Source organism: Aquincola tertiaricarbonis (genome assembly GCF_000969605.1).
In the GTDB taxonomy this organism is placed as follows: Bacteria; Pseudomonadota; Gammaproteobacteria; order Burkholderiales; family Burkholderiaceae_C; genus Aquincola; species Aquincola tertiaricarbonis.
Genome location: NZ_JZUE01000005.1, coordinates 99,879 through 119,912, shown reverse-complemented (window position 1 = coordinate 119,912; position 20,034 = coordinate 99,879). Strand labels below are relative to the sequence as shown.

General features: G+C 71.8%; 19 protein-coding genes. 10 read left to right on the top strand and 9 right to left on the bottom strand.

Annotated features, from left to right (window positions below; genetic code table 11):
- The first annotated feature begins 42 nt into the window (after positions 1-42).
- Genes plsY through VO99_RS07835 form a run of 3 tightly spaced genes read left to right on the top strand, consistent with a single transcriptional unit; the run spans position 43 to position 1,434 of the window.
- The gene (gene plsY, locus VO99_RS07845) at positions 43-699 is read left to right on the top strand and encodes a glycerol-3-phosphate 1-O-acyltransferase PlsY (protein WP_046112273.1); all 657 of its coding nucleotides are present in this window, start codon (positions 43-45) and stop codon (positions 697-699) included.
- Complete coding sequence (locus VO99_RS07840) at positions 699-1,043, top strand: RidA family protein (protein ID WP_046112410.1); 345 nt, start codon at positions 699-701, stop codon at positions 1,041-1,043. Before plsY ends, VO99_RS07840 begins: the two co-directional genes overlap by 1 nt.
- A gap of 22 nt (positions 1,044-1,065) precedes the next feature.
- Positions 1,066-1,434, top strand: a complete 369-nt coding sequence (locus VO99_RS07835) for a glutaredoxin family protein (RefSeq protein ID WP_046112272.1) — start codon at positions 1,066-1,068, stop codon at positions 1,432-1,434.
- On the opposite strand, the gene VO99_RS07830 is transcribed toward VO99_RS07835, so the two are convergent.
- The 3 genes from VO99_RS07830 to VO99_RS07820 form a co-directional block, all read right to left on the bottom strand.
- Positions 1,421-2,056, bottom strand: coding sequence for an L-threonylcarbamoyladenylate synthase (locus tag VO99_RS07830; protein ID WP_046112271.1), 636 nt, complete (start codon positions 2,054-2,056; stop codon positions 1,421-1,423). The two genes, VO99_RS07835 and VO99_RS07830, sit on opposite strands and share 14 nt — an antisense overlap.
- A 56-nt stretch (positions 2,057-2,112) precedes the next feature.
- The gene (locus VO99_RS07825) at positions 2,113-5,238 is read right to left on the bottom strand and encodes a PAS domain-containing protein (protein WP_259374791.1); all 3,126 of its coding nucleotides are present in this window, start codon (positions 5,236-5,238) and stop codon (positions 2,113-2,115) included.
- 147 nt (positions 5,239-5,385) lie between these two features.
- Entirely contained in the window at positions 5,386-7,347 is a 1,962-nt protein-coding gene (locus VO99_RS07820) for a tetratricopeptide repeat-containing diguanylate cyclase (RefSeq protein WP_046112270.1), read from the bottom strand.
- A 72-nt stretch (positions 7,348-7,419) separates the two neighbouring features.
- Here VO99_RS07820 and VO99_RS07815 point away from each other — a divergent pair, with 72 nt between their 5' ends.
- Entirely contained in the window at positions 7,420-8,145 is a 726-nt protein-coding gene (locus VO99_RS07815) for a 2OG-Fe dioxygenase family protein (RefSeq protein WP_046112269.1), read from the top strand.
- Here VO99_RS07815 and VO99_RS07810 read toward each other — a convergent pair.
- A complete protein-coding gene (locus VO99_RS07810; RefSeq protein WP_046112268.1) occupies positions 8,133-8,798 on the bottom strand; it encodes a DUF502 domain-containing protein in 666 nt (221 codons plus the stop codon). The genes VO99_RS07815 and VO99_RS07810 overlap by 13 nt on opposite strands.
- A 173-nt stretch (positions 8,799-8,971) precedes the next feature.
- On the opposite strand from VO99_RS07810, the gene VO99_RS07805 reads away from it, so the two are divergent.
- Positions 8,972-9,304 (top strand): hypothetical protein, encoded by a 333-nt coding sequence (locus VO99_RS07805; protein WP_046112267.1) that lies wholly within the window; start codon positions 8,972-8,974, stop codon positions 9,302-9,304.
- Between the two features lie 22 nt (positions 9,305-9,326).
- Here VO99_RS07805 and VO99_RS07800 read toward each other — a convergent pair whose 3' ends face one another.
- The 4 genes from VO99_RS07800 to VO99_RS07785 are packed head-to-tail and all read right to left on the bottom strand — an operon-like array spanning position 9,327 to position 13,352.
- Positions 9,327-10,367, bottom strand: a complete 1,041-nt coding sequence (locus tag VO99_RS07800) for a VWA domain-containing protein (protein WP_046112266.1) — start codon at positions 10,365-10,367, stop codon at positions 9,327-9,329.
- A complete protein-coding gene (locus VO99_RS07795; RefSeq protein ID WP_046112265.1) occupies positions 10,367-11,302 on the bottom strand; it encodes a DUF58 domain-containing protein in 936 nt (311 codons plus the stop codon). Before VO99_RS07795 ends, VO99_RS07800 begins: the two co-directional genes overlap by 1 nt.
- 14 nt (positions 11,303-11,316) lie before the next feature.
- Positions 11,317-12,330, bottom strand: coding sequence for an AAA family ATPase (locus tag VO99_RS07790; RefSeq protein WP_046112264.1), 1,014 nt, complete (start codon positions 12,328-12,330; stop codon positions 11,317-11,319).
- A gap of 41 nt (positions 12,331-12,371) precedes the next feature.
- Positions 12,372-13,352, bottom strand: coding sequence for a S1C family serine protease (locus VO99_RS07785; RefSeq protein WP_046112263.1), 981 nt, complete (start codon positions 13,350-13,352; stop codon positions 12,372-12,374).
- 102 nt (positions 13,353-13,454) lie between these two features.
- Here VO99_RS07785 and VO99_RS07780 point away from each other — a divergent pair, with 102 nt between their 5' ends.
- The 5 genes from VO99_RS07780 to VO99_RS07760 all read left to right on the top strand — a co-directional run bounded on the left by VO99_RS07780 (position 13,455) and on the right by VO99_RS07760 (position 19,321).
- Positions 13,455-14,276 carry a TatD family hydrolase gene (locus VO99_RS07780; protein WP_157039484.1) on the top strand — a complete coding sequence of 274 codons (822 nt, stop codon included), beginning with the start codon at positions 13,455-13,457 and terminating at the stop codon, positions 14,274-14,276.
- Entirely contained in the window at positions 14,273-14,782 is a 510-nt protein-coding gene (locus VO99_RS07775; RefSeq protein ID WP_046112261.1) for a DNA-deoxyinosine glycosylase, read from the top strand. Before VO99_RS07780 ends, VO99_RS07775 begins: the two co-directional genes overlap by 4 nt.
- On the top strand, positions 14,779-15,552 hold the full coding sequence (locus VO99_RS07770) for a spermine/spermidine synthase domain-containing protein (protein WP_046112260.1): 774 nt from the start codon (positions 14,779-14,781) through the stop codon (positions 15,550-15,552). The genes VO99_RS07775 and VO99_RS07770 overlap by 4 nt, the downstream gene beginning before the upstream one ends.
- 35 nt (positions 15,553-15,587) lie before the next feature.
- Positions 15,588-17,408 (top strand): GspE/PulE family protein, encoded by a 1,821-nt coding sequence (locus VO99_RS07765; RefSeq protein ID WP_046112408.1) that lies wholly within the window; start codon positions 15,588-15,590, stop codon positions 17,406-17,408.
- A gap of 146 nt (positions 17,409-17,554) precedes the next feature.
- Positions 17,555-19,321: an ATP-binding protein gene (locus VO99_RS07760; protein ID WP_052736184.1), complete on the top strand. Its 1,767-nt coding sequence runs from the start codon at positions 17,555-17,557 to the stop codon at positions 19,319-19,321.
- Here the strand turns inward: VO99_RS07760 and VO99_RS07755 are convergent.
- On the bottom strand, positions 19,310-19,984 hold the full coding sequence (locus tag VO99_RS07755; RefSeq protein ID WP_046112259.1) for an N-acyl amino acid synthase FeeM domain-containing protein: 675 nt from the start codon (positions 19,982-19,984) through the stop codon (positions 19,310-19,312). The two genes, VO99_RS07760 and VO99_RS07755, sit on opposite strands and share 12 nt — an antisense overlap.
- Between the last annotated feature and the right edge of the window lie 50 nt (positions 19,985-20,034).

The following is a 20,034-nucleotide window of genomic DNA, read 5'->3' as shown; positions in this document are numbered from 1 at the left end:
ATACACTGGCCGGCTGACAAGAACACGGTGGAGCGCGTTGCGATGGAGTGGTCGAGCCTGTTGGCGGTGGCATTGGCATATGCCATCGGGTCGCTGTCGTTCGCGGTGATCATCAGCCGCGCGATGGGCCTGTCGGACCCGCGCAGCTACGGCTCGGGCAACCCGGGCGCCACCAACGTGCTGCGCTCGGGCAACAAGAAGGCCGCGCTGCTCACGCTGGTGTTCGATGCGCTCAAGGGCTATGTGCCGGTAGTGGCGGCGCTGCTGCTGGCGCGGCGCTTCGGCTGGGGCGAGACCACCGTCGCGGCGGTGGGCCTGGCGGCCTTCGTCGGCCACCTGTGGCCGGTGTTCTTCCGCTTCCAGGGCGGCAAGGGCGTGGCCACCGCGGCGGGCGTGCTGCTGGCGCTCAATCCCTACCTGGGCGCGGCCACGCTGCTCACCTGGCTCATCATCGCCTACTTCTTCCGCTATTCGTCGCTGGCCTCGATCGTGGCCGCGGCCTTCGCACCCTTCTACCAGCTGCTGATCTGGGGCCCCGGCGCCATGGCCATCGCCATCGCGGTGATGAGCCTGCTGCTGGTGTGGCGCCATGCCGGCAACATCCGCAAGCTGATGGCCGGCACCGAATCCAAGATCGGCAGCAAGGCGGCGCCGCCCGCCAGGAAGCACGCATCCCAACACCACGGAGTGAAGAAATGATGGTTCAACGATTCGACGTCGGCACGCGCCTGTCGGAGATGGCGGTGCACAACGGCACCGTGTGGCTGGCCGGCCAGGTGCCGTCCGACGCCACCCAGGACATGGCCGGCCAGGCGCGCCAGGTGCTGGAGGCCATCGACGCGCTGCTGGCCCGCGCCGGCACCGACAAGTCGAAGATCGTGATGGCGCAGGTGTTCGTCACCGACCTGGCCGAGTTCCCCGCCTTCAACGCCGTGTGGGACGCCTGGGTAGCCCCGGGCAATGCGCCCCCGCGCGCCACCGTGCAGGCCGCCCTGGCCAAGCCCGAGTGGAAGGTGGAAGTGGTCGTCACCGCCGTCGTCTGAGCGGCTGCGCAGGCACGCCTCCATGGCCGGCAGCCGTCCTTCCGCCAAGTCGCTGCTGGGCCTGGTGCTGCTGATCGCGGCGGTCAGCGGCGCCAGCCAGTGGTGGCATGCCACGGCGCAGCAGCGCGCGGCCGAACGCCTGGTGGCCATTGCCCGGCCGGGCGACATCCGGTTGATCTCGTCGGTGACCTGCGCCTACTGCACCCAGGCCCGGCTGTGGCTGGAGAAGCACCGCGTTCCCTTCGAGGAATGCTTCATCGAACGGGACGCGGCCTGCCAGGCCACCTTCCAGGCGCACATGGCGCCGGGCACGCCGCTGGTGCTGGCCGGCGGCAAGCCGCTGCTGGGCTTTGATCCGCAGCAGGTGCTGCAGGCGCTCAATCGAAGCTGAGGCCCAGGCGGGACGGGTCGCCGCTGCCCAGGCGCACCAGCCTCGGCTCCGCATCGTCGGTCAGGTCGATCACCGTGGTGGGCTGCATCGGGCAGGCGCCGGCATCCACCACCGCCTGCAGCATCTTCTGGAAGCGTTCGCGGATGTCCGCGGGGTCGTTCATCGGATCGGTCTCGCCGGGCGGTATCAGCGTGGTGGCCAGCAGCGGCTGGCCATGCGCCTCCAGCAACGCCTGCGTCACCTTGTGGTCGGGCACGCGCAGGCCGATGGTGCGGCGCGACGGATGGCTGACGCGCCGCGGCACTTCCTTCGTCGCTTCCAGGATGAAGGTGAAGGGGCCGGGCGTGCCCAGCTTCAGCAGCCGGTACTGCTTGTTGTCCACGCGCGCGTAGCTGGCCAGCTCGCTCAGGTCGCGGCACAGCAGCGTGAGGTGGTGCTTCTCGTCCACCTCGCGGATGCGGCGCAGCTGCTCCACGGCGGACTTGTCGTCCAGCTGGCACACCAGCGCATAGCTGGAGTCGGTGGGGATCGCCACGACGCCGCCTTGCTGCAGCAGCTGCGCGGCCTGCTTGAGCAGGCGGGGCTGAGGGTTGTCGGGGTGGACTTCGAAATACTGGGACATGGGCCCGATTGTCCGGCGCCCGGTGGTCGGATGCCTGACGGCGTGGCGCCGCCGCGTCAGGCACGTGGGGGTTCGCCGGCGCGGCCGAACAAGGTGTCCAGCGCGCCGAGCAGGGCCGGCAGCTCGATGGGCTTGGTCCAGTAGTCAGTGAAACCGGCGGCCAGTGCCCGCTGGATGTCGTCGGACATCACGTTGGCCGACAGCGCGATGCACGGCAGGTGCGCCGTGCGCGGGTCGGCCCGCAGCGCTTTCAGCACGGCATGGCCATCGGTGTCGGGCAACTGCATGTCCAGCAGCACGAGGTCCGGGCACGATGTGCCGGCAAGCCGTATGCCGGACGTGCCGTCCACCGCCACCTGCAGCTGGATCAGCGGCCGGTGCGCCATGGAGGCCTGCACGATCATCGCGTTGATCGGGTTGTCCTCGATGTAGAGCACGCTGCCGGTGCCGTCGCTGCGCAGGCGTGGCAGCGGCCGGCGCAGGTCGTCGGCCCGGCTGGGCGTGCCGGGCGGTGCCGGCGTGGCGGGCGGCAGGCCGGCTTCGTCGGCCGTCTGCGCCTGCTGGAGCCACACCTCGAAGGTGCTGCCCTCGCCGGGCGAGCTGTGCACCTGCACCCAGCCGCCCATGCTGCCGGCCAGCGCCTTCACGATGGCCAGGCCGATGCCGGTGCCTTCCACCTCGTCATGCTCGCGGCCCAGGCGGTTGAAGGGCTGGAACAGCTGGCCGATCTGCTCGGGCCGGATGCCGGGCCCGGTGTCGGCCACCGACAGCACCACATGGCCCACCTTCTCATGCCCCTCGGGCACCTGGTCCGCGGCCACGGCACGGGTGGCGATGCGCACGCTGCCCTGCGGCCGGTTGTACTTGATGGCGTTGGACAGCAGGTTCACCAGCACCTGGCGCAGCCGGGTGGCGTCGCCGCGCGGCGGCGGTGGTGGCGGGCCGGCGGCCGGGCCTTCGATGGTGATGCCGCGCTGCTGCGCCGCCGAGGCCAGCAGCGAGACGGACTGCGCCACCACCGCCGACAGGTCCACCGGCCGCAGCGCCAGGCGCATCTCGCCGCCTTCGTAGGCCGACAGGTCGAGCACGCCGTCGATCAGCGCCAGCAGGTGTCGGCTGGCCGACTGCACCTGCTCCAGCTGGCGCTGGCGCTGCGCGGGGTCGGGCGTGCCGGCGGCCATCAGCATCAGCTGGGTGACGCCCAGGATGGCATTGAGCGGCGTGCGCAGTTCGTGGCTGATGCGCGCCAGCAGCCGCGACTTGGCCTGGCTTTCGCGCAGCGCCGCTTCGCGCTCGCGCTGGGCCAGCTCGGCCATCTTGTTGTCGGTGATGTCCCAGTTGACGCCGATGCGGCGCATCTCGCGGCCATGGGCGTCGGGCAGCGGACGGGAGCGGGAGGCCAGCCAGCGCACGCGGCCATCGGGCAGCACCACGCGGAATTCATAGGTGGGCGACATCGCCATGCCCTCGGACGACGGGTGGTAGCACGCCATCGCCTCGCGGTCGTCGGGGTGCACCACCGCCAGCCGCGCGGCGGTGTCGGGCGCGGGCACCTGCATCGGCATCTCCCGCAGGCGAAACATCTGCTCGTCCCACAGCACGGTGCCGTCTGCGCGCCGCTCCCAGGTGCCGATGCCCACGCCGCGCGTGGCGAGCTCGGCCCGCTCCACCGCGGCCTGCAGGCGCTGCAGCGACAGATGGCGGTCGGTCACGTCCATCACCACCGCGAACAGCTGCCGGTCGTCGGGCGCATCGCCGCGCACGGACAGCCAGCGCGGCCCGTCGCCGGGCGGCGTGCGGGTGCGGAACTGCAGGTCCAGCGGGCCGCTCGGCCGGCGCAGCCAGCGGCTGATCACGCCCTGCACCAGCATCGCATCGTCCTCGTGCACACAGTGGCGTACCCACTCCGACAGCCGCAACGGCGGACGCCTGCCGGCGGGCCAGGCCGACAGCGCATGCATCTGCGCATTCCAGGTGATGTGCCAGCGGCGGTGGCGGCGGCCCCGGCGCTCCAGCGCGCAGATGCCCAGGCCGGTGGCGCGGGCCGCGGCCTCCAGCGTGCGGGCCAGGGCCAGCGCGCGCTCGGCGTCGGCCGCCTGGCCGCTGACGTCGAAGGCCACGCCCAGCAAGGCCACCACGCGGCCCTGCTCGTCGCGCTGGGCCACGCGACGGGTGAGCAGCATGCGCCAGCTGCCGTCCGGGCCGCGGTAGCGGGCCTGCAGGTCCGTCGGCTCGGTGCCGCGACGGGCCTGCGCCAGGTCGGCCTGCACCCGCGGCAGGTCGGCCGGGTGCACCGCGGCCAGCCAGTCGGCATGGGCGAAGTCGGCGTCGCCGGGCGGCAGCGCGGCCAGACTGCGCATCTGCGGATTGCAGGCCACGCTGTCGTTGCGCAGGTCGTGCCGCCAGATGGCGATGCTGCCCAGCTCCAGGGCCAGAGACAGGTGGGTGCTGGTGTCCTCGAAGGACCGCACCAGCTCGGCCAGGTCGGTGGCGTCGCGCAGGATGCCCAGTACCCGGCGCGGCAGGCCGTCGGCGCCGGGCTGCACCCGCCACTGCGAATGCAGGTGCCGCACGCCGCCTTCGCGGTCATGCAGGCGGAAGCGCGCCGAGTAATCGCCCGGCGCCAGCAGCGAGCGCCGGTAGCGGCCGATGAAGTCGTCGTCGGGATGGATCCGGCGGGCCAGCTGTTCCAGCGTGGGCGGCTGCGGGCCGGGCGGCTGGCCGGCCAGGCGGAAGGTCTGGCGGTCCCAGCGGCTGTCCTGCGTGCGCGCGTCGCATTCCCACAGGCCGATGCCGGCCAGTTGCTGCACCACGTCCAGCTGCTCGCGCAACTGCTCGTTGTGCTGCCGCAGGCGATGCGCCTCGGTCACGTCGGCCAGCGTGGCCAGCAGGTAGTGGCCGCCGGGGTCGGGCGCCACGCTCAGGCGACCGACCCAGGGCCGGCCGTCGGTGTGCAGGCCGGGCAGTTCCATGCCGTCGATGCGCTGGCCGGCGGCCAGCCGATGGGCGATGGACAGCGGCTGTGGCGCGCCGCTGGTGGCCGAGCCGGCGCTGTGCAGCACCGCCGCCAGGTGCAGGCCCTGCAGCGCGCCCGGCGGGCGGCCGATCAGGGTGGTGAAGGCGCTGTTCTGCCAGAGCATGCAGCCGCTGGTATCGAGCACGGCCATGGCGCAGTCCGACACCTCGAGCAGTGCGGTGCTCTCACGGCCCAGCAGGGGCCACGGGGAGTCGTGCAGTTGAGCCACCAACCCAGTCTAGGCAAACTGGCTAGAAATGGCAGTAAATTAGAGTCAAGTGATAAAAGTCACCGGAGTGAAACTTGACCTGTGTCAACCCCGGGAATGAGAGTCGGCGTCCGCCGACGCCAGCGGCAGGCGCAGCGCCTGCCGGGCCGCGCCGATCACCGCATCGGCCTGCTGGCCGTCCTGCGCCTCCGTCACCTTGGTGCGCACCACCACGCGGTTGCGACCGGCGGCCTTGGCCGCGTACAGGGCCTCGTCGGCCCGACGCAGCATCGTGCTCAGGTCGTCCCCGGGCTCGGTCAGCGTCAGGCCCACGCTGGTGGTGATCTCGGTGCCCGAACCCAGGCTCCAAGGCGCCGCGTCAATGGCCTGCACCCGGCGGCGCAGGTCTTCCGCCACCTCGGCGGCGCGCATCACGTCGGCGCGCGGCAGCACCACGACGAATTCCTCGCCACCCAGGCGGCCCACCGCGGCCGGCGGGCGCACCGCCTGGCGCAGCACGTCGGCCACGGCGCGCAGGACCTCGTCGCCGATCAGGTGGCCGCGCTCGTCGTTGAAGCGCTTGAAATGGTCCAGGTCGACGATGAGCAGCGCACCGCCACCGGCGCCGGGCGCCAGCAGGGCTTCCAGCCGCGCCAGCACATGGCGGCGGTTGGGCAGGGCGGTCAGCTCGTCGGTCATCGCCAGCTTCTGCATCGTGCGGCCGCTGCGCCGCTGGCGCCAGGCCAGCGCGGCCAGCACCACCACCAGCGCGGTGGCCAGCAGCATGACCACCAGCTTCAGGCGGCCCACCCGCCGTTCCTGGGCCAGCGCGGCATCGGCGGCGCTCTTCTCACGCTGCAGCAGCGCGTTCTCCTTGTCCTTGGCGGCGCTGTCGAACTCGATCTTCAGCGTGGCGAAGCGCTGGTCCAGCTGGCGGCGCAGCAGCGTGTCGGAGGCTTCCTTGAAGGCGGCATGGTGGGTGAAGGCGGCGCGCCAGTCGCCGCTGTCCTTCAGCGCTGCGGCCAGCTCGCCACCGGCGGCCACCTGCTCGGCCAGCGAATCCGCGCGGCGGAAGATTTCCATCGCCTGCTGCAGCAGTTCCACTGCCTCGGCCGGCCGGTGCAGCTGGCGCAGCGCGATGCCCCGCTGCAGCAGGAACTGGCCGCGCAGCCGCTCGTCCGGCGTGTCCTGCTGGATCTGCGAGGCCAGGTCGAGCAGCGCCAGCGCCTCCGAGGGCGCCTGCCGCGCATTGCGCACGCTGGCCAGGCCGCGCAATGCATAGGCCTCGCCGCGCGGGTAGTGGATCCGGCGGGCCAGGTGCAGCGCCTCCTCGAAGGCCTTGTGCGCGGCGGGCCAGTCGGCCATGCCTTCCAGCGTGCGGCCCAGGTTGTGCAGCGTCACCAGTTCCTCGCGGGACATGCCGGAGGCCCGCTGCAGCTTGAGCGAGGCCTCGAAGTAGTGCCGCGCCTGCGCATGGTCGCCCATGCGGTTGTAGAGGATGGCGATGCCGCTGAGCGCGTTCTGCGCCTGCTGCGGTTGCTGCAGCTTCTCGTACAGCGACATGGCGCGGCGCATGTCGGTGAGGCCGGCCGCCAGCTCGCCTTGCACGCCGCGCAGGTAGGCACGCTGGAACAGGGCGTCGGCCATCAGCTCGTCGTCCCCGCCGGCGGCCGCGGTGGACACCGCACGGTCGAACAGCGCGAGCGCACGCCGGCTGTCGCCGCGGGCTTCCTGGGCCACGCCTTCGCACAGCAGGACGGCGGCCTCCGCGCCGCCGCGGCGGGTGGCCGGCAGCAGCGCGCGCATCGCCTGCGCCTGCTGCTCGGCGGCGGCCAGGTCGCGTTCGGCGAAGTAGTCGCACAGCAGCAGGCGGGCACGCAGGTGCACGTCCGCATCGGGGCGGCGGGCCAGGGCTTCCAGCGCGCGTCCGGCCAGCGCGCGGCTGGCCTCGGGGTCGGCGCCCAGGGCCTGGCGGCCGGAAAGGACGAGCTCCGCCGGCGTCTGCGCCTGCAGCCAGGGCGCGTGGAGCGCCAGCACGATGACGAGGATGCGGTGCTTGATGGACATCGAACGGTGCCGCAAGGGTGACCGATTGTGCCGTGACGGCGGTGTACGCCGGCCGGTTATCCTCGGTGCACCATGTTGCAGCCTCCCATCACCCCACCCGCGCAAGTCGACGCGGCCATGCAACGCCAGGGCCATGCGGTGCTCGATGCCGCCGGCCTGTGCCACAGCCTCCAGGCCACGCCCGAGGCCCTGGCGCGCTGGCTGCCCTTCTGGGACCGCCTGCCGCCCGACGAGCACCTGCGCGATGGTGGCCGCTACCGCCGCCGGCGCCATGGCTGCTTCGTGGTGGAAGGCGAGGCGGTGGCCCTGATGCCGCACCGCGCGCATTGGCAGCCGGTGGAATACAACGCGCTGCACGGCGGCATCGAGCGCTGGTTCGAGCCCATCGAGCCGGCGCTGGTGGGCGATCCGCTGTGGCACCGCCTGCTGTGCATGCTGGCCGGGCGCGCCAGCGCACTGCGCGGCAGCCAGCCCTGGTACATCGAGGCGCATCCCTTCCGCATCGACACCCAGGGCGGCATCGGGCGGCCCACGCCTGAAGGCGCGCACCGCGACGGCGTGGACCTGGTGGCGGTGATGCTGGTGCAGCGCCACCATGTGAAGGGCGGCGAGACCCGCGTGTTCGAGGCCGATGGCCCGCACGGCCTGCGCTTCACGATGACCCAGCCCTGGACCACGCTGCTGTTGGATGATGCGCGCGTGATCCACGAAAGCACGCCCATCCAGCCCGACGGCGACCAGGGCCACCGGGACACCCTGGTCATCACGCTGCGCGCCGGCGGCTTTCAGGGCCCCTGACGCACCGGCGCCGCGGCGCCCAGGTGCTGGGCCGAGGTGAGGCCCATCGACACGTAGATGCTGGTCACCGCGTCGATGCCGATGTCGGCGCGCACCACCCATTCCTCCGGCACGTACAGCAGCCCGCCGCCGATGGGCACCGGCGAGGTGGGCACCATCACCGCCAGGTAGCGGCGGCCTTCGAGCAGCACCGGCTCCGGGCTGCCCAGCAGTGCCAGCGCGGCCGCGCCGCCCACGCCGCCGAAGTGGCACCACACCGGGCTCATCGAGCGCAGGCTGTCGTCCTGCCCGGGTGCGAACAGGCCCACCATCTTGCGCACCATGTCGTACACCGTGCGCACCACGGGGATGCGCAGCATCACGCCATCCACCAGCCGGGCCAGGCCACGCTGCAGGCCGGTTTCCACCAGCAGGCCGAGCGCGAACAGCCCGGCGCAGACGAAGGCGATGCCCAGCAGGTAGCCCAGCACCGCGGTGCCGCCCAGGCCGAAGCCCAGCGCCACGAACACGCTGCCCAGCAGGCTGCCCGGGCCCACCCACTGCAGCAGCAGCTGCACCAGCCACACCAGGATGGCCAGCGTGGCGGCCAGCGGCAGGGCGGCCAGCAGCCCGGTGAGGAAGACACGAACCAGTGGGCGGTGGGAGCCGGTCATGGCAAAGGGATCCTGAACTGAAAGCGGAAACGGGTGCCGCACTGTAGCGAGGCGGCGCAGCCGGTCGGTCTGCACGGCAGCTCGCACCGCCGTGGCGGCGGTTCGTCGCACGCCGCTGGTTGCGCAGCCGGCGGCTTTGCACACTGACCCCGTCAGCAGCCAGGAGTACCGCCATGAACATGCAACGCCCGCTTCGCACCACCGTGCTCGTGATGAGCGCCGCCATCGCCGCCGCCGCCGGCCTGGCGGCCGCACCCGCCGCCCAGGCTGGCGAGCCGGTGCAGCGCGTGGTGGTGGTGGGCAAGCGCCTGCCGCCGCCGGCGGTGGAGCCTCAGGGCGTGCAGCAGGTGGTGGTGATCGGCCGCCGTGCCTCGCTGCAGGAAAGCCAGGAAGCCGCGGCCGCGCCGGCGCAGCCGGTGCAGCCGGTGCAGCGGGTGGAGGTGATCGGCCGCCGCGCGCTGTCCACCGCCAAGGCGTCGGAGGCGCTGGCCACGCGCTTCAACTGACGGCGCGCTGCAGCACGGGGCGCTACAGCACCCGGTGGAACCACAGCAGCGACAGCGCCGCTGCGGCCACCGCCAGCGCTGCGCCCAGGCCGGCGAACAGCGCGGTGATCTCGGTCTCCTTCTTCTGCGCCGTCAGCCGCGAGCCCAGCGACTGGTACACCTTCTTCAGGTCCTCGGCGGTGCCGGCGTAGAAGTACTCGGCGCGGGTGGCGGAGGCCACGTTCTTCAGCGTCTCCTCGTCCAGCCGCACCCGCATCGACCAGCCTTCGAAGCCGATGGTCTCGCCTTCCTTGGTGCCGATGCCCACGGTGTACACCTTCACGCCGCGGTCGGCGGCCATGCGGGCAGCGTCGATGGAATCGGGGCCGGTGGTGCGCTGGCCGTCGGTCAGCAGGATGATGGCGGCCGAGTTGTAGGAGCCGGGCTCCACCGGCGCGGTGCCCGGGTCGGCCTTCTTCTCGTCCAGCCCGCCGGGCATCGGCCGCTGGCCGGTGACCTGCGACAGGTCGATGTTGGCATCCGGGAAGATGGTGGCCAGCGACAGCACGATGCCGCTGCCGATGGCGGTGCCCCGCTGCAGCTGGAAGCGGTCGATGGCGGCGGCCACGTCGTCCCGGCTGGTGGTGGGCGGCTGCACCACGGCGGCGGTGCCGGCAAAGCTCACCACGCCCACGCGCACCTGGCGCGGCAGGTCGGCGATGAAGCTCTTGGCCGCGTTCTGGGCGGCCACCAAGCGGTTGGGCTCCACGTCGGCCGCGCGCATGCTGCCCGACACGTCGATGGCCAGCACGATGGTCTGCTCCACCAGCGGCAGCGTGATCTTGGCCGCCGGCCGCGCGATGGCCAGCAGCAGCGACACCAGCGCGGCCAGGAACAGCAGCGGCGGCACATGGCGGCGCCAGGCGTTGCCGCGGCCCACCGCCTCCTTCACGATGCCCAGGCTGGCCCAGGCCACCGCGCTGCGCTTGCGGCGCTTGAGCAGCCACAGGTACAGCAGCACCAGCAGCGGCACCGCCAGCAGCAGCCACAGCAGGTCGGGCCAGAGGAAATTGAATCCGTTCATCATGCAAACCTCCGGGTGCCGACGGCCCCCGCTGCAAGTCGGCTGCGCTGCTTGCGGGCATCGACGAAGCGCAGCAGCGAATCGGCCAGGTCGTCCTCGGTGGACAGCTCCAGCGTGTCCACGCCGGCGCGCGCCAGGCCGTCCAGCAGCGCGGCCTCGCGTTCGGCGGCGATCTTCTCGAAGCGCTGGCGGAAGCCGCGCGCGCCGGTGTCGACGAACATCTGCTCGCCGGTCTCGGCATCCTGCATCAGCACCATGCCCAGGTCGGGGATCTTCATCTCCAGCGGGTCATACAGGCGCACGGCCACCACGTCATGGCGGCGGGCCAGCTGCGCCAGCGGCTTGTCCCAGCCGGGCTCGCTGATGAAGTCGGACACCACGAACACGCTGGAGCGCCGCGGAATCGCGCCGGCCGCCCGCTGCAGCAGGTCGGCCAGCCGGGTGCCGGTGCCCAGCTTGGCCGCGGGCCGCGACTGCAGCCGGTGCAGCAGGTGCAGCACATGGCGGCGGCCGCCGCGCGCGGGGATCACCGCGTCCACCTGGCTGCCGTAGAGCAGGGCGCCCACGCGATTGCCGTGGCGGGTGAGGCCGCGTGCCATCGCGCCGACGAAGTGGGTGGACAGCGTGCGCTTGCGCACCCGGGCGCCGAAGTCGATGGACGGGCTGAGGTCCAGCAGGAACCAGGCGCTCAGCTCCCGGTCCTCGGTGAACTCGCGCACATGCGGCTGCTGCAGCCGGGCGGTGACGTTCCAGTCGATGTGGCGCACGTCGTCGTGGTGCTGGTACTCGCGCAGGTCGGCCAGGTCCAGGCCGTTGCCGCGCATCAGCGTGCGGTAGTCGCCCTGCAGCCAGCCGTCCAGGCGGCGCAGCACGGTCCATTCCAGCTGCGTCAGCAGCGCCTCGACGCCGCCGGGCGGGGTTTCGGTGGCTTGCATGGTGGCGTGCCGGCTCAGCCGTTGACGACCTTGGCGTCCTGGTGCTCCAGCGGCCGCGCCGGCGCGGGCACCTTCTGCAGGATCTGCGAGACGATCTGCTCGGCGGTGATGCCGTCGCTCAGCGCCTCGTAGCTCAGCGACAGGCGGTGGCGCAGCACATCGGCAGCCAGGTCGCTCACGTCCTCCGGCAGCGCATAGTTGCGGCCCCGCAGGAAGCCCAGCGCCCGCGCGCCTTCGATCAGGTTGATGGTGGCCCGCGGGCTGGCGCCGAAGGTGATGTACTTCGCCAGGTCGGGCAGGCCGAAGCGGCCGGGCTCGCGGGTGGCGGCCACCAGCTTGACCGCGTAGTTGATCAGCGACGGATCGACGTACGAGCGTCGGCACTCCTGCTGCAGCGCGGCCAGCTGGTCGGTGGTGGCCACCGGCACCACGTCCACCGGCGCGCCGGTCACCCGCTGCACGATGACGAACTCTTCCTCGTCGGTGGGGTAGCCGACGATCACCTTCATCATGAACCGGTCCACCTGCGCCTCGGGCAGCGGGTAGGTGCCTTCGGTCTCGATCGGGTTCTGCGTGGCCATCACCAGGAAGGGCTTGGGCACCGGGTAGCTGTGACCGGCGATGGTCACCTGCCGCTCCTGCATCACCTCCAGCAGCGCGCTCTGCACCTTGGCCGGCGCGCGGTTGATCTCGTCGGCCAGCAGCAGGTTGGCGAACACCGGCCCCAGCGAGGTGCTGAAGTCGCCGCTCTTCTGGTTGTAGATGCGCGTGCCCACCAGGTCGGCCGGGACCAGGTCGGGCGTGAACTGGATGCGCTTGAACTGGCCCGACACCGCCTTGGCCAGCGTGTTGACCGTCAGCGTCTTGGCCAGGCCGGGCACGCCTTCGACCAGCAGGTGGCCCTGCGCCAGCATGGCCACCATCACCCGCTCGAGGAAGCGGTCCTGGCCCACCACCACCCGCTTGACCTCGTAGAGCACCTGCTCCATCAAGGTGCTGACGTCGGCGGCGCTGCGTTGGTTATCCATCGATGGAACTCCTGGTGAACTGGAAACAGGACAGGCTGTGCCTAGAACGGGTGCATGCCGGCGCCGGCCGCGGCGTTCTCGATGGGCACGGCAAAGCCGATGCCCACGAAGAAGCGCTGCTGCACCGGGTTGAGGATGGCGGTGACGATGCCCACCACCTCGCCTTCGTCGGTGACCAGCGGGCCGCCCGAATTGCCCGGGTTGGCCGCGGCGTCGAACTGGATGAGGTTGGTGAGAACCTGCTTGCCTTCGGGCGAGCGGAACTCGCGCTTCAGCCCCGAGACCACGCCGTGCGACACCGAAGGCCCGATGCCGAACGGAAAGCCCACCGCCGTCACCCGGTCGCCGGGGCGCAGGTCGCCGGTGGAGCGCATGGTGGCGGGCACCAGGTCGTCGGGCAGCTTCTGCGCCTGCAGCACCGCCAGGTCGTTCTCGGGCTGCACGTTGATCACCTGCGCGTCGGCCTCGGTGCCGTCGGCAAACGTGACCTTCACCCGGCGCGAGCCCGCCACCACATGCAGGTTGGTGAGGATCACGCCGCGGTCGGTGATGACCACGCCGCTGCCCACGCCGCCCTCATCGTCGTCCTTGGCCTCGGCATCGCTGGGGCTGGACAGGCCCACCACCCGCACCACCGATGGCCGAACGATGTCGGCCGCCTTGGTGGACAGCTGCGGCAGCGGCTTGGTGTTGAGGGTGTGCAGCACCGCCTTGTCGATGTCCTTCTGCGTCAGCCGCTGGCCGGGCGGCTGCAGCATCAACAGCGCCACGGTGGCCACGCACAGGCCCACCAGCGCACCGCCGCCCGCGAAGGCCCAGCGGCCTGCCCGGGTGGAAGTGCCGCGCGGCGGCCGTGGCGCACCTGCACCGGCGCTTGCCTCGGGCGGTCCATGCGCCGACGCTTCTCCGGGCGATGGGCCCGGCGCGGCGCTGCGCCGTGCGGCCTCGGTCGGCGCCGTGGGCACCGGAGGAGCGGCCTGCCGCGAGCGGCTGGCCGCGCTGTAGAGCGGAGTTCGTTTCATGACGCCCCTGAACAGTCAAGAAGACTCAAGACGACAGTAGCACGGCATGCGGGTTTGCGCAGCAAGCCGGGACTTCGGGCTTGCTGCGGCATGATCCATGCCATGTCCTGGATCGACACCCACATCCATCTCGACGCGCCCGAATTCGACGCCGACCGCGGCGAAGTGGTGGCCCGGGCCCGTGCGGCAGGGGTTGGCATGCTGGTGCTGCCGGCGGTGCTGGTGAAGCATTTCGATACGGTTCGCACGCTGGCGCACCAGCATGGCCTGGCCTATGCCTGGGGCATCCATCCGCTGTACGTGGGCCAGTCGGCCGACGAGGACCTCGACCGCATGGCCCAGGCGCTGCGCGAACATGCGGACGACCCGCGGCTGGTGGCGGTGGGCGAGATCGGCCTCGACCTCTTCGTGCCCGGGCTGGATGTCGCGCGGCAGGAGCGCTTCTATGCGGCCCAGCTCAAGCTGGCGCGGGATGCCGGCCTGCCGGTCATCGTGCATGTGCGGCGCTCGGCCGACCTGCTGCTCAAGCACCTGCGCCGCATCGAGGTGCCCGGCGGCATCGTGCATGCGTTCAACGGCAGCGACGCGCAGGCCGCGCAGTTCGTGGACCGCGGCTTTCGCCTGGGCTTCGGCGGTGCGATGACCTTCGAGCGCGCACGGCAGATCCGCCACCTGGCCGCCAGCGTGCCGGACCATGTGCCGGTGCTGGAGACCGACGCGCCGGACATCCCGCCGCACTGGCTCTACCGCACCGCCGACACCCGCGCCCAGGGCGAGGCCAGCGGCCGCAACGAGGCGGCCGAGCTGCCGCGCATCGCCCGCACGTTGGCCGAGCTGCGCGGCTGGACGCTGGAGCACACCGCCCGCCGCACGGCCGACAATGCGCGCGCCGCGCTGCCGCGGTTGTCGGCACTCGCTGCATGACCGGGCCGCTGCCCGTGCTCACCGGCCTGGCGCCGGTCATCGCCTCCCACACCCGGCTGGTGGTGCTGGGCAGCTTTCCCGGTGCGCGGTCGTTGGTGGCGCAGCAGTACTACGCCCATCCCCGCAATCATTTCTGGCCGATCCTGTCGGCCCTCTGGGAGATCGACCTGCGTTCCCTGACTTATGAAGCGCGCCTGCAGGAAGTGCGCGACCGCGGCCTCGGACTGTGGGATGTGTATGCGGCCTGCCGCCGCTCCGGCAGCCTGGACAGCGCGATCAAGGCCGCCGAGCCCAACGACCTGCCCGACCTGCTGCGGCACGCACCCGGCCTGCGCGGCATCGCGCACAACGGCGCCGAATCGGCCCGCTCCATGCGCGTGACTGCGGCGCTCGGTTTGCCGGTGTGGCGCCTGCCATCCACCAGCCCGGCCAACGCGAGCTGGTCCTTCGAGCGCAAGCTGGCCGCCTGGCGCGAGGCCTTCGTGGCCGCCGGGGTGGCCGCATGAAGGCGGCCTCCCTGCCCGAGGTCACGCTGTCGGAGCTGGACGGCGTGCGCTACCTGCACCTCGAATCGGTCTGGGTGCAGGGCGCCATGCGCATCGCCAAGCCACGTGCGCTGGAGCTGGAATACATCCAGCGCATGATGGCCTGGATGCTGTGGCGCCCCACCGACGAACTCACGCAGGGCCATGCGGTGCAGCTGGGGCTGGGCGCGGCGGCCATCACCCGCTTCTGCCACCAGGTGCTGCGCATGCGGACCACGGCGGTGGAGATCAACCCGGCCGTCATCGCCGCCTGCCGCATGCGCTTCCGGCTGGGTGACGACGACGAGCGGCTGACGGTGCTGAACCAGGACGCAGGCGCCTGGGTGCGCAGCGCGGCCCACACGCAGACGGTGCAGGTGCTCAACGTCGACCTGTACGACCACGAGGCTGCCGCGCCGGTGCTGGACGACGAGCGCTTCTACGCCGACTGCCATCGCGTGCTGGCCCATGGCGGGCTGATGACGGTCAACCTGTTCGGCCGCCATGCCAGCTTCCTGGCGAGCGCCGAGCGCATCGCCGCCGCCTTCGGTCGCGACCAGGTGTGGAGCCTGCGGCCCACGCGCGAAGGCAACACCGTGGTGGTGGCCGCGCGCGGCGTGGTGGTGCCGGATCGTGAAGAACTCATTGCCCGCGCCGATAACATCGAAAAGCGGTTCGGCCCGCTGGGCGTGCCGGCCCGCAAGTGGCTGCGCATGGTGCGCCCGCTGCCGCTGCCGGCCGCCGCCGCCTGATCCCCGCCGAACCGCCCGCCGCAGTACACGCCCGCATGAATCCAGCCGCTTCCTCCCCTGCGCAGCGCGCAATCGCCGACGCACCTGCCGGCCGGCTCGACTGGCGGGCCCTGCTGCAGTGGCTGCAGGCCGATGGCTGGATCGCCGCGGAGGAGGCCGAGCGCGTGGCCCGCCGCTTCGGCGCCGGCGACAGCCGCCAGCATCCGCTGGTGCGCCTGGGCGCCGCCGGCCTGGTGCGCCAGGGCATTGGCAAGCCGCTGGACACCGAGGCCCTGACCGAATGGCTGGCCGGCCACCTCGGCATGCCTTATGTGCGCATCGACCCGCTGAAGGTGGACGTGGGCCGCGTGGCCGACGTCATGTCCATCCACTATGCCGAATCGCGCCGCGCGTTGCCGCTGAACGTCGGGCTGGTGGAAGTGACCGTGGCCACCAGCGAGCCGCTGGACACCGGCTGGCTGTCCGAGATCGAGGGCCACACCCGCAAGAAGCTCAAGCTGGTGCTGGCCAACCCGGTGGACGTGCAGCGCTACACCACCGAGTTCTACACGCTGGCGCGGTCGGTCAAGGCCGCGGCCCGGAGCGGCGAGACCTCGGCCATCGCCAGCTTCGAGCAGCTGGTGGAGCTGGGCAAGGCCAACAAGCAGCTGGACGCCAACGACCAGGGCGTGGTGCAGGTGGTGGACTGGTTGTGGCAGTACGCCTTCGACCAGCGTGCCAGCGACATCCACCTGGAGCCGCGGCGCGACATGGGCGCCATCCGCTTCCGCATCGACGGCGTGCTGCATACCGTCTACCAGCTGCCGGCCTCGGTGATGACCGCGATGACCGCGCGCATCAAGCTGCTGGGCCGCATGGACGTGGTGGAGCGCCGCCGCCCGCAGGACGGCCGCATCAAGACCATCCGCCCCGAGGTGGGCGGCGTGCCCGGCGGCGAGGTGGAGATGCGGCTGTCCACGCTGCCCACGGCCTTCGGCGAGAAGATGGTGATGCGCATCTTCGACCCCGACACCGTGGTCAAGAGCATCGAGGCGCTGGGCTTCGGCGCCAACGAGGCGCAGCGCTGGCAGGAGCTGACCGGCCGCGCGCACGGCATCATCCTGGTGACCGGGCCCACCGGCAGCGGCAAGACCACCACGCTGTATTCCACGCTGAAGAAGCTGGCCACCGACGAGGTGAACGTCTGCACGATCGAAGACCCGATCGAGATGGTGGAGCCCGCGCTCAACCAGACGCAGGTGCAGACCGCGCTGGACCTGGGCTTTGCCGAAGGCCTTCGCGCGTTGATGCGGCAGGACCCGGACATCATCATGGTGGGCGAGATACGCGACCTGGCCACCGCCGAGATGGCCATCCAGGCCGCGCTCACCGGCCACCTGGTGTTCAGCACGCTGCACACCAACGACGCCGCCAGCGCCATCACCCGGCTGGCCGACCTGGGCGTGCCGCCGTACCTCATCAGCGCCACCGTCATCGGCGTGCTGGCGCAGCGGCTGGCGCGCACGCTGTGCCCGGCCTGCAAGGTGCGCGACGAGGGCGCCACCCGCGAAACGCTGGATGCCGCCGCCCATCCGTGGCGGCTGAAGGGCGCGGTGCGGGCCTACCGGCCGGTGGGCTGCCTGGAATGCCGCATGACGGGCTTCCGCGGCCGCGCCGGCCTGTACGAGCTGATGGTGATGAGCGACGCGGCCCGCGCCGCCGTGCATCCGGTGCTGGACCCGGCCGCCCTGCGCCGCCAGGCCCTGGCCGACGGCATGCACCCGCTGCGCCTGGCCGGCGTGATGAAGGTCGCCGACGGCAGCACCACGATCGAGGAAGTGCTGCGCACCACGCCCAAGTGGAGCGAGACCGGCTGACCTTCTAGGGACAGGGGCCGGCCACCATGCCACGGGCGCGGTCATACTGGTGGCGGATGTCCAGCACCGACGATCACCCGATGGGCAGCCCCGGGGAGCGCACTGCGCAAGCGGCCCCGCCACCGCCCCCAGAGGTCGCCGCCCAGGTGACCACCGAACAGCTGCGCATGCTGTTCGCCCACACCACGCTGGGCACCCTGGTGGCCACCGGCTTCGCGATGGTGCTGGCGCTGCATGTCTACGGCCGGGTGGAGCCGCAGCTGCTGTGGACCTGGGTGGCGCTGAAGATCGGCGTGGCCGTGCCGCGCATGGTGCAGGCCCAGGTGTACCGGCTGCGCGGGCGGCCTGGCACCGAAGGCTGGTTGCGCTGGACGGTGGCGCTGCTGGCGGTGGATGGCGCGGTATGGGGCCTGGGCGGCGCCTGGCTGATGCGCTCGCCCGACGAGGAGATCGTCGCCGTGATCGCGGCCAGCCTGTGCAGCGTGGCCGCGGTGGCCACCTTCGGACTGCAGGTGCGCCAGCAGGCGACGCTGGCCTACGTGCTGCCGATGATCCTGCCCACCGCGCTGGCGATGATCTGGCGCGGCGACCGCATCGGCCTGACCGGCGGCATCGGCCTGCTGCTGTTCCTGGGCCTGCTGCTGGCCACCGCGCGGCGATCGGAGCTGCGGCTGGCCGAGGTGTTCCGGCTGCGCTTCCTCACCGCCCGCATCGCGGAGGAGCGTGCGCTGGCGCTGGCCCTGGCGCAGCGGGAAAGCCGCGTGAAGACACGCTTCCTGGCCACCATGAGCCATGAGCTGCGCACGCCGCTGCACGGCATTCTGGGGCTGGCGCGCATGCTGGCCGCCGAGCATCCCGATCCGCAGGTGCGCCACCGGCTGGGCCTGATCGAGCATTCGGGCGAGCACCTGCTGCAGATCATCAACGACCTGCTCGACCTCTCCCGCATCGAGGCCGGCCGGGTGGAGCTCAAGCCCGCGCCCTTCTACCTGCTGGCCGACCTGGAGGAGCTGGTGGACATCTACCTGGTGCGCTGCCAGGAGCGTGGCATCGGCTTCCATGCGGCGCTGGACATCGATCCCGAGACCCAGGTCATCGCCGATGCCACCCGCCTGCGCCAGGTGCTGCACAACCTGCTGGGCAATGCGGTGAAGTTCACCGAGCATGGCGAGGTGCGGCTGTCCGCCGACTGGTGCGACGAGGGCCTGCGCATCACCGTGGCCGATACCGGCCCCGGCATCGCCGAGGCCGACCTGCCGCACATCTTCGACGCCTTCACGCAGGCGCGGCGGCCCGGCACGGTGCCCGGGGCCGGCGTGGGCCTGGGCCTGAACATCGCACGCGAGATCACCCAGGCCATGCGCGGGCGGCTGCGCTGCGACAGCCGGGTGGGCCAGGGCAGCCGGTTCGAGCTGGTGCTGCCGCTGCAGCCGCTGCAGCCCGCCGTGCCGCAGCCGCCGCAAGGTGCCGGCCTGCGCGCGGTGGGCCTGCCGCACAAGGTGCTGCTGGCCGAGGACAACGAGGTGAACGCGATGCTGGCCGAGGCCATGCTGCAGCGGCTGCGCTGCCAGGTCACGCATGTGCGCGACGGCCTGGCGGCGGTGGCCGCGGCCGCCGGTGCGCCGCAGCAGCGGCCGGACCTGGTGCTGATGGATTGCCAGATGCCGGTGCTGGATGGCCTGGAGGCCACGCGCCGCATCCGCGAGGCCGAGCGGCAGGCGGGGCTGCCGCGTCTGCCGGTGGTGGCGCTCACGGCCAACAGCGCGCTGGAGGACCGCCAGCGCTGTGCCGATGCCGGCATGGATGCCTTCCTCAGCAAGCCCTTCACCGAGGAGGAGCTGAAGGCGGTGATGGCTTCGGTGACCGGCGGGCGCCGACCGCCCGATGGCTGCTTCGCGGACTCAGGCCGCTAGCGCCTGCAGGCCGGCCGCGGGCACCGCCTGCTGCTGCGGCAGCGGCGTGATGTCGGGGTGCTGCTGCTCGATCATGAAGCCGTAGAACGGATGCTGCGCGGCCTGCCAGTCGGCACGTGCGGTGCGCACGTTGAAGGCCAGCACCCGGTGCGGCAGGTTGCCCGCATGGGCCAGCGGCACCATCTCGCCGCGCGGCAGGGCATCGGTGAAGCCCAGGCGCTGGTAGCCGCGCACCAGGCTGGGCAGGCGCGCGCCGATCACCATCCACTCCACGCTGCGTGCCAGCGCCGCCTGGTACACCGCCTTCATCAGCGCCAGCTTGATGGCCGGATCGTCCTGGCCGGGCAGGATGGCCAGCCGCGTGATCTCGGCATTGCGGGTGCCCAGGTAGGCCGCGGGCAGGGCGGCGCTGCCTTCGATCTGCAGCGGCCGCTGGTGGTTGGTGGCCAGGCGCACCGTGCCGATGGCCTCGCCGGTGGCCTTGCTGAAGGCCGCGAACACGATGACGCCAGGCTGGCGGTCCAGCTCGTCCGGCTCGCACCACAGGCTCACCACGTTGGGCAGGCGGCGGCCGTAGGCGGTGGCCCGCACCGCACAGGCTGCTCTCAGTTCCGCTTCGTCGGCAACCGGACGGACGGTGAAGTGCAGCAGGTGGGTGCGCATGGCGTGGGACCTTTCTTGGCGGCGAGGGACAGTTTCAAGATGTAGTTTCG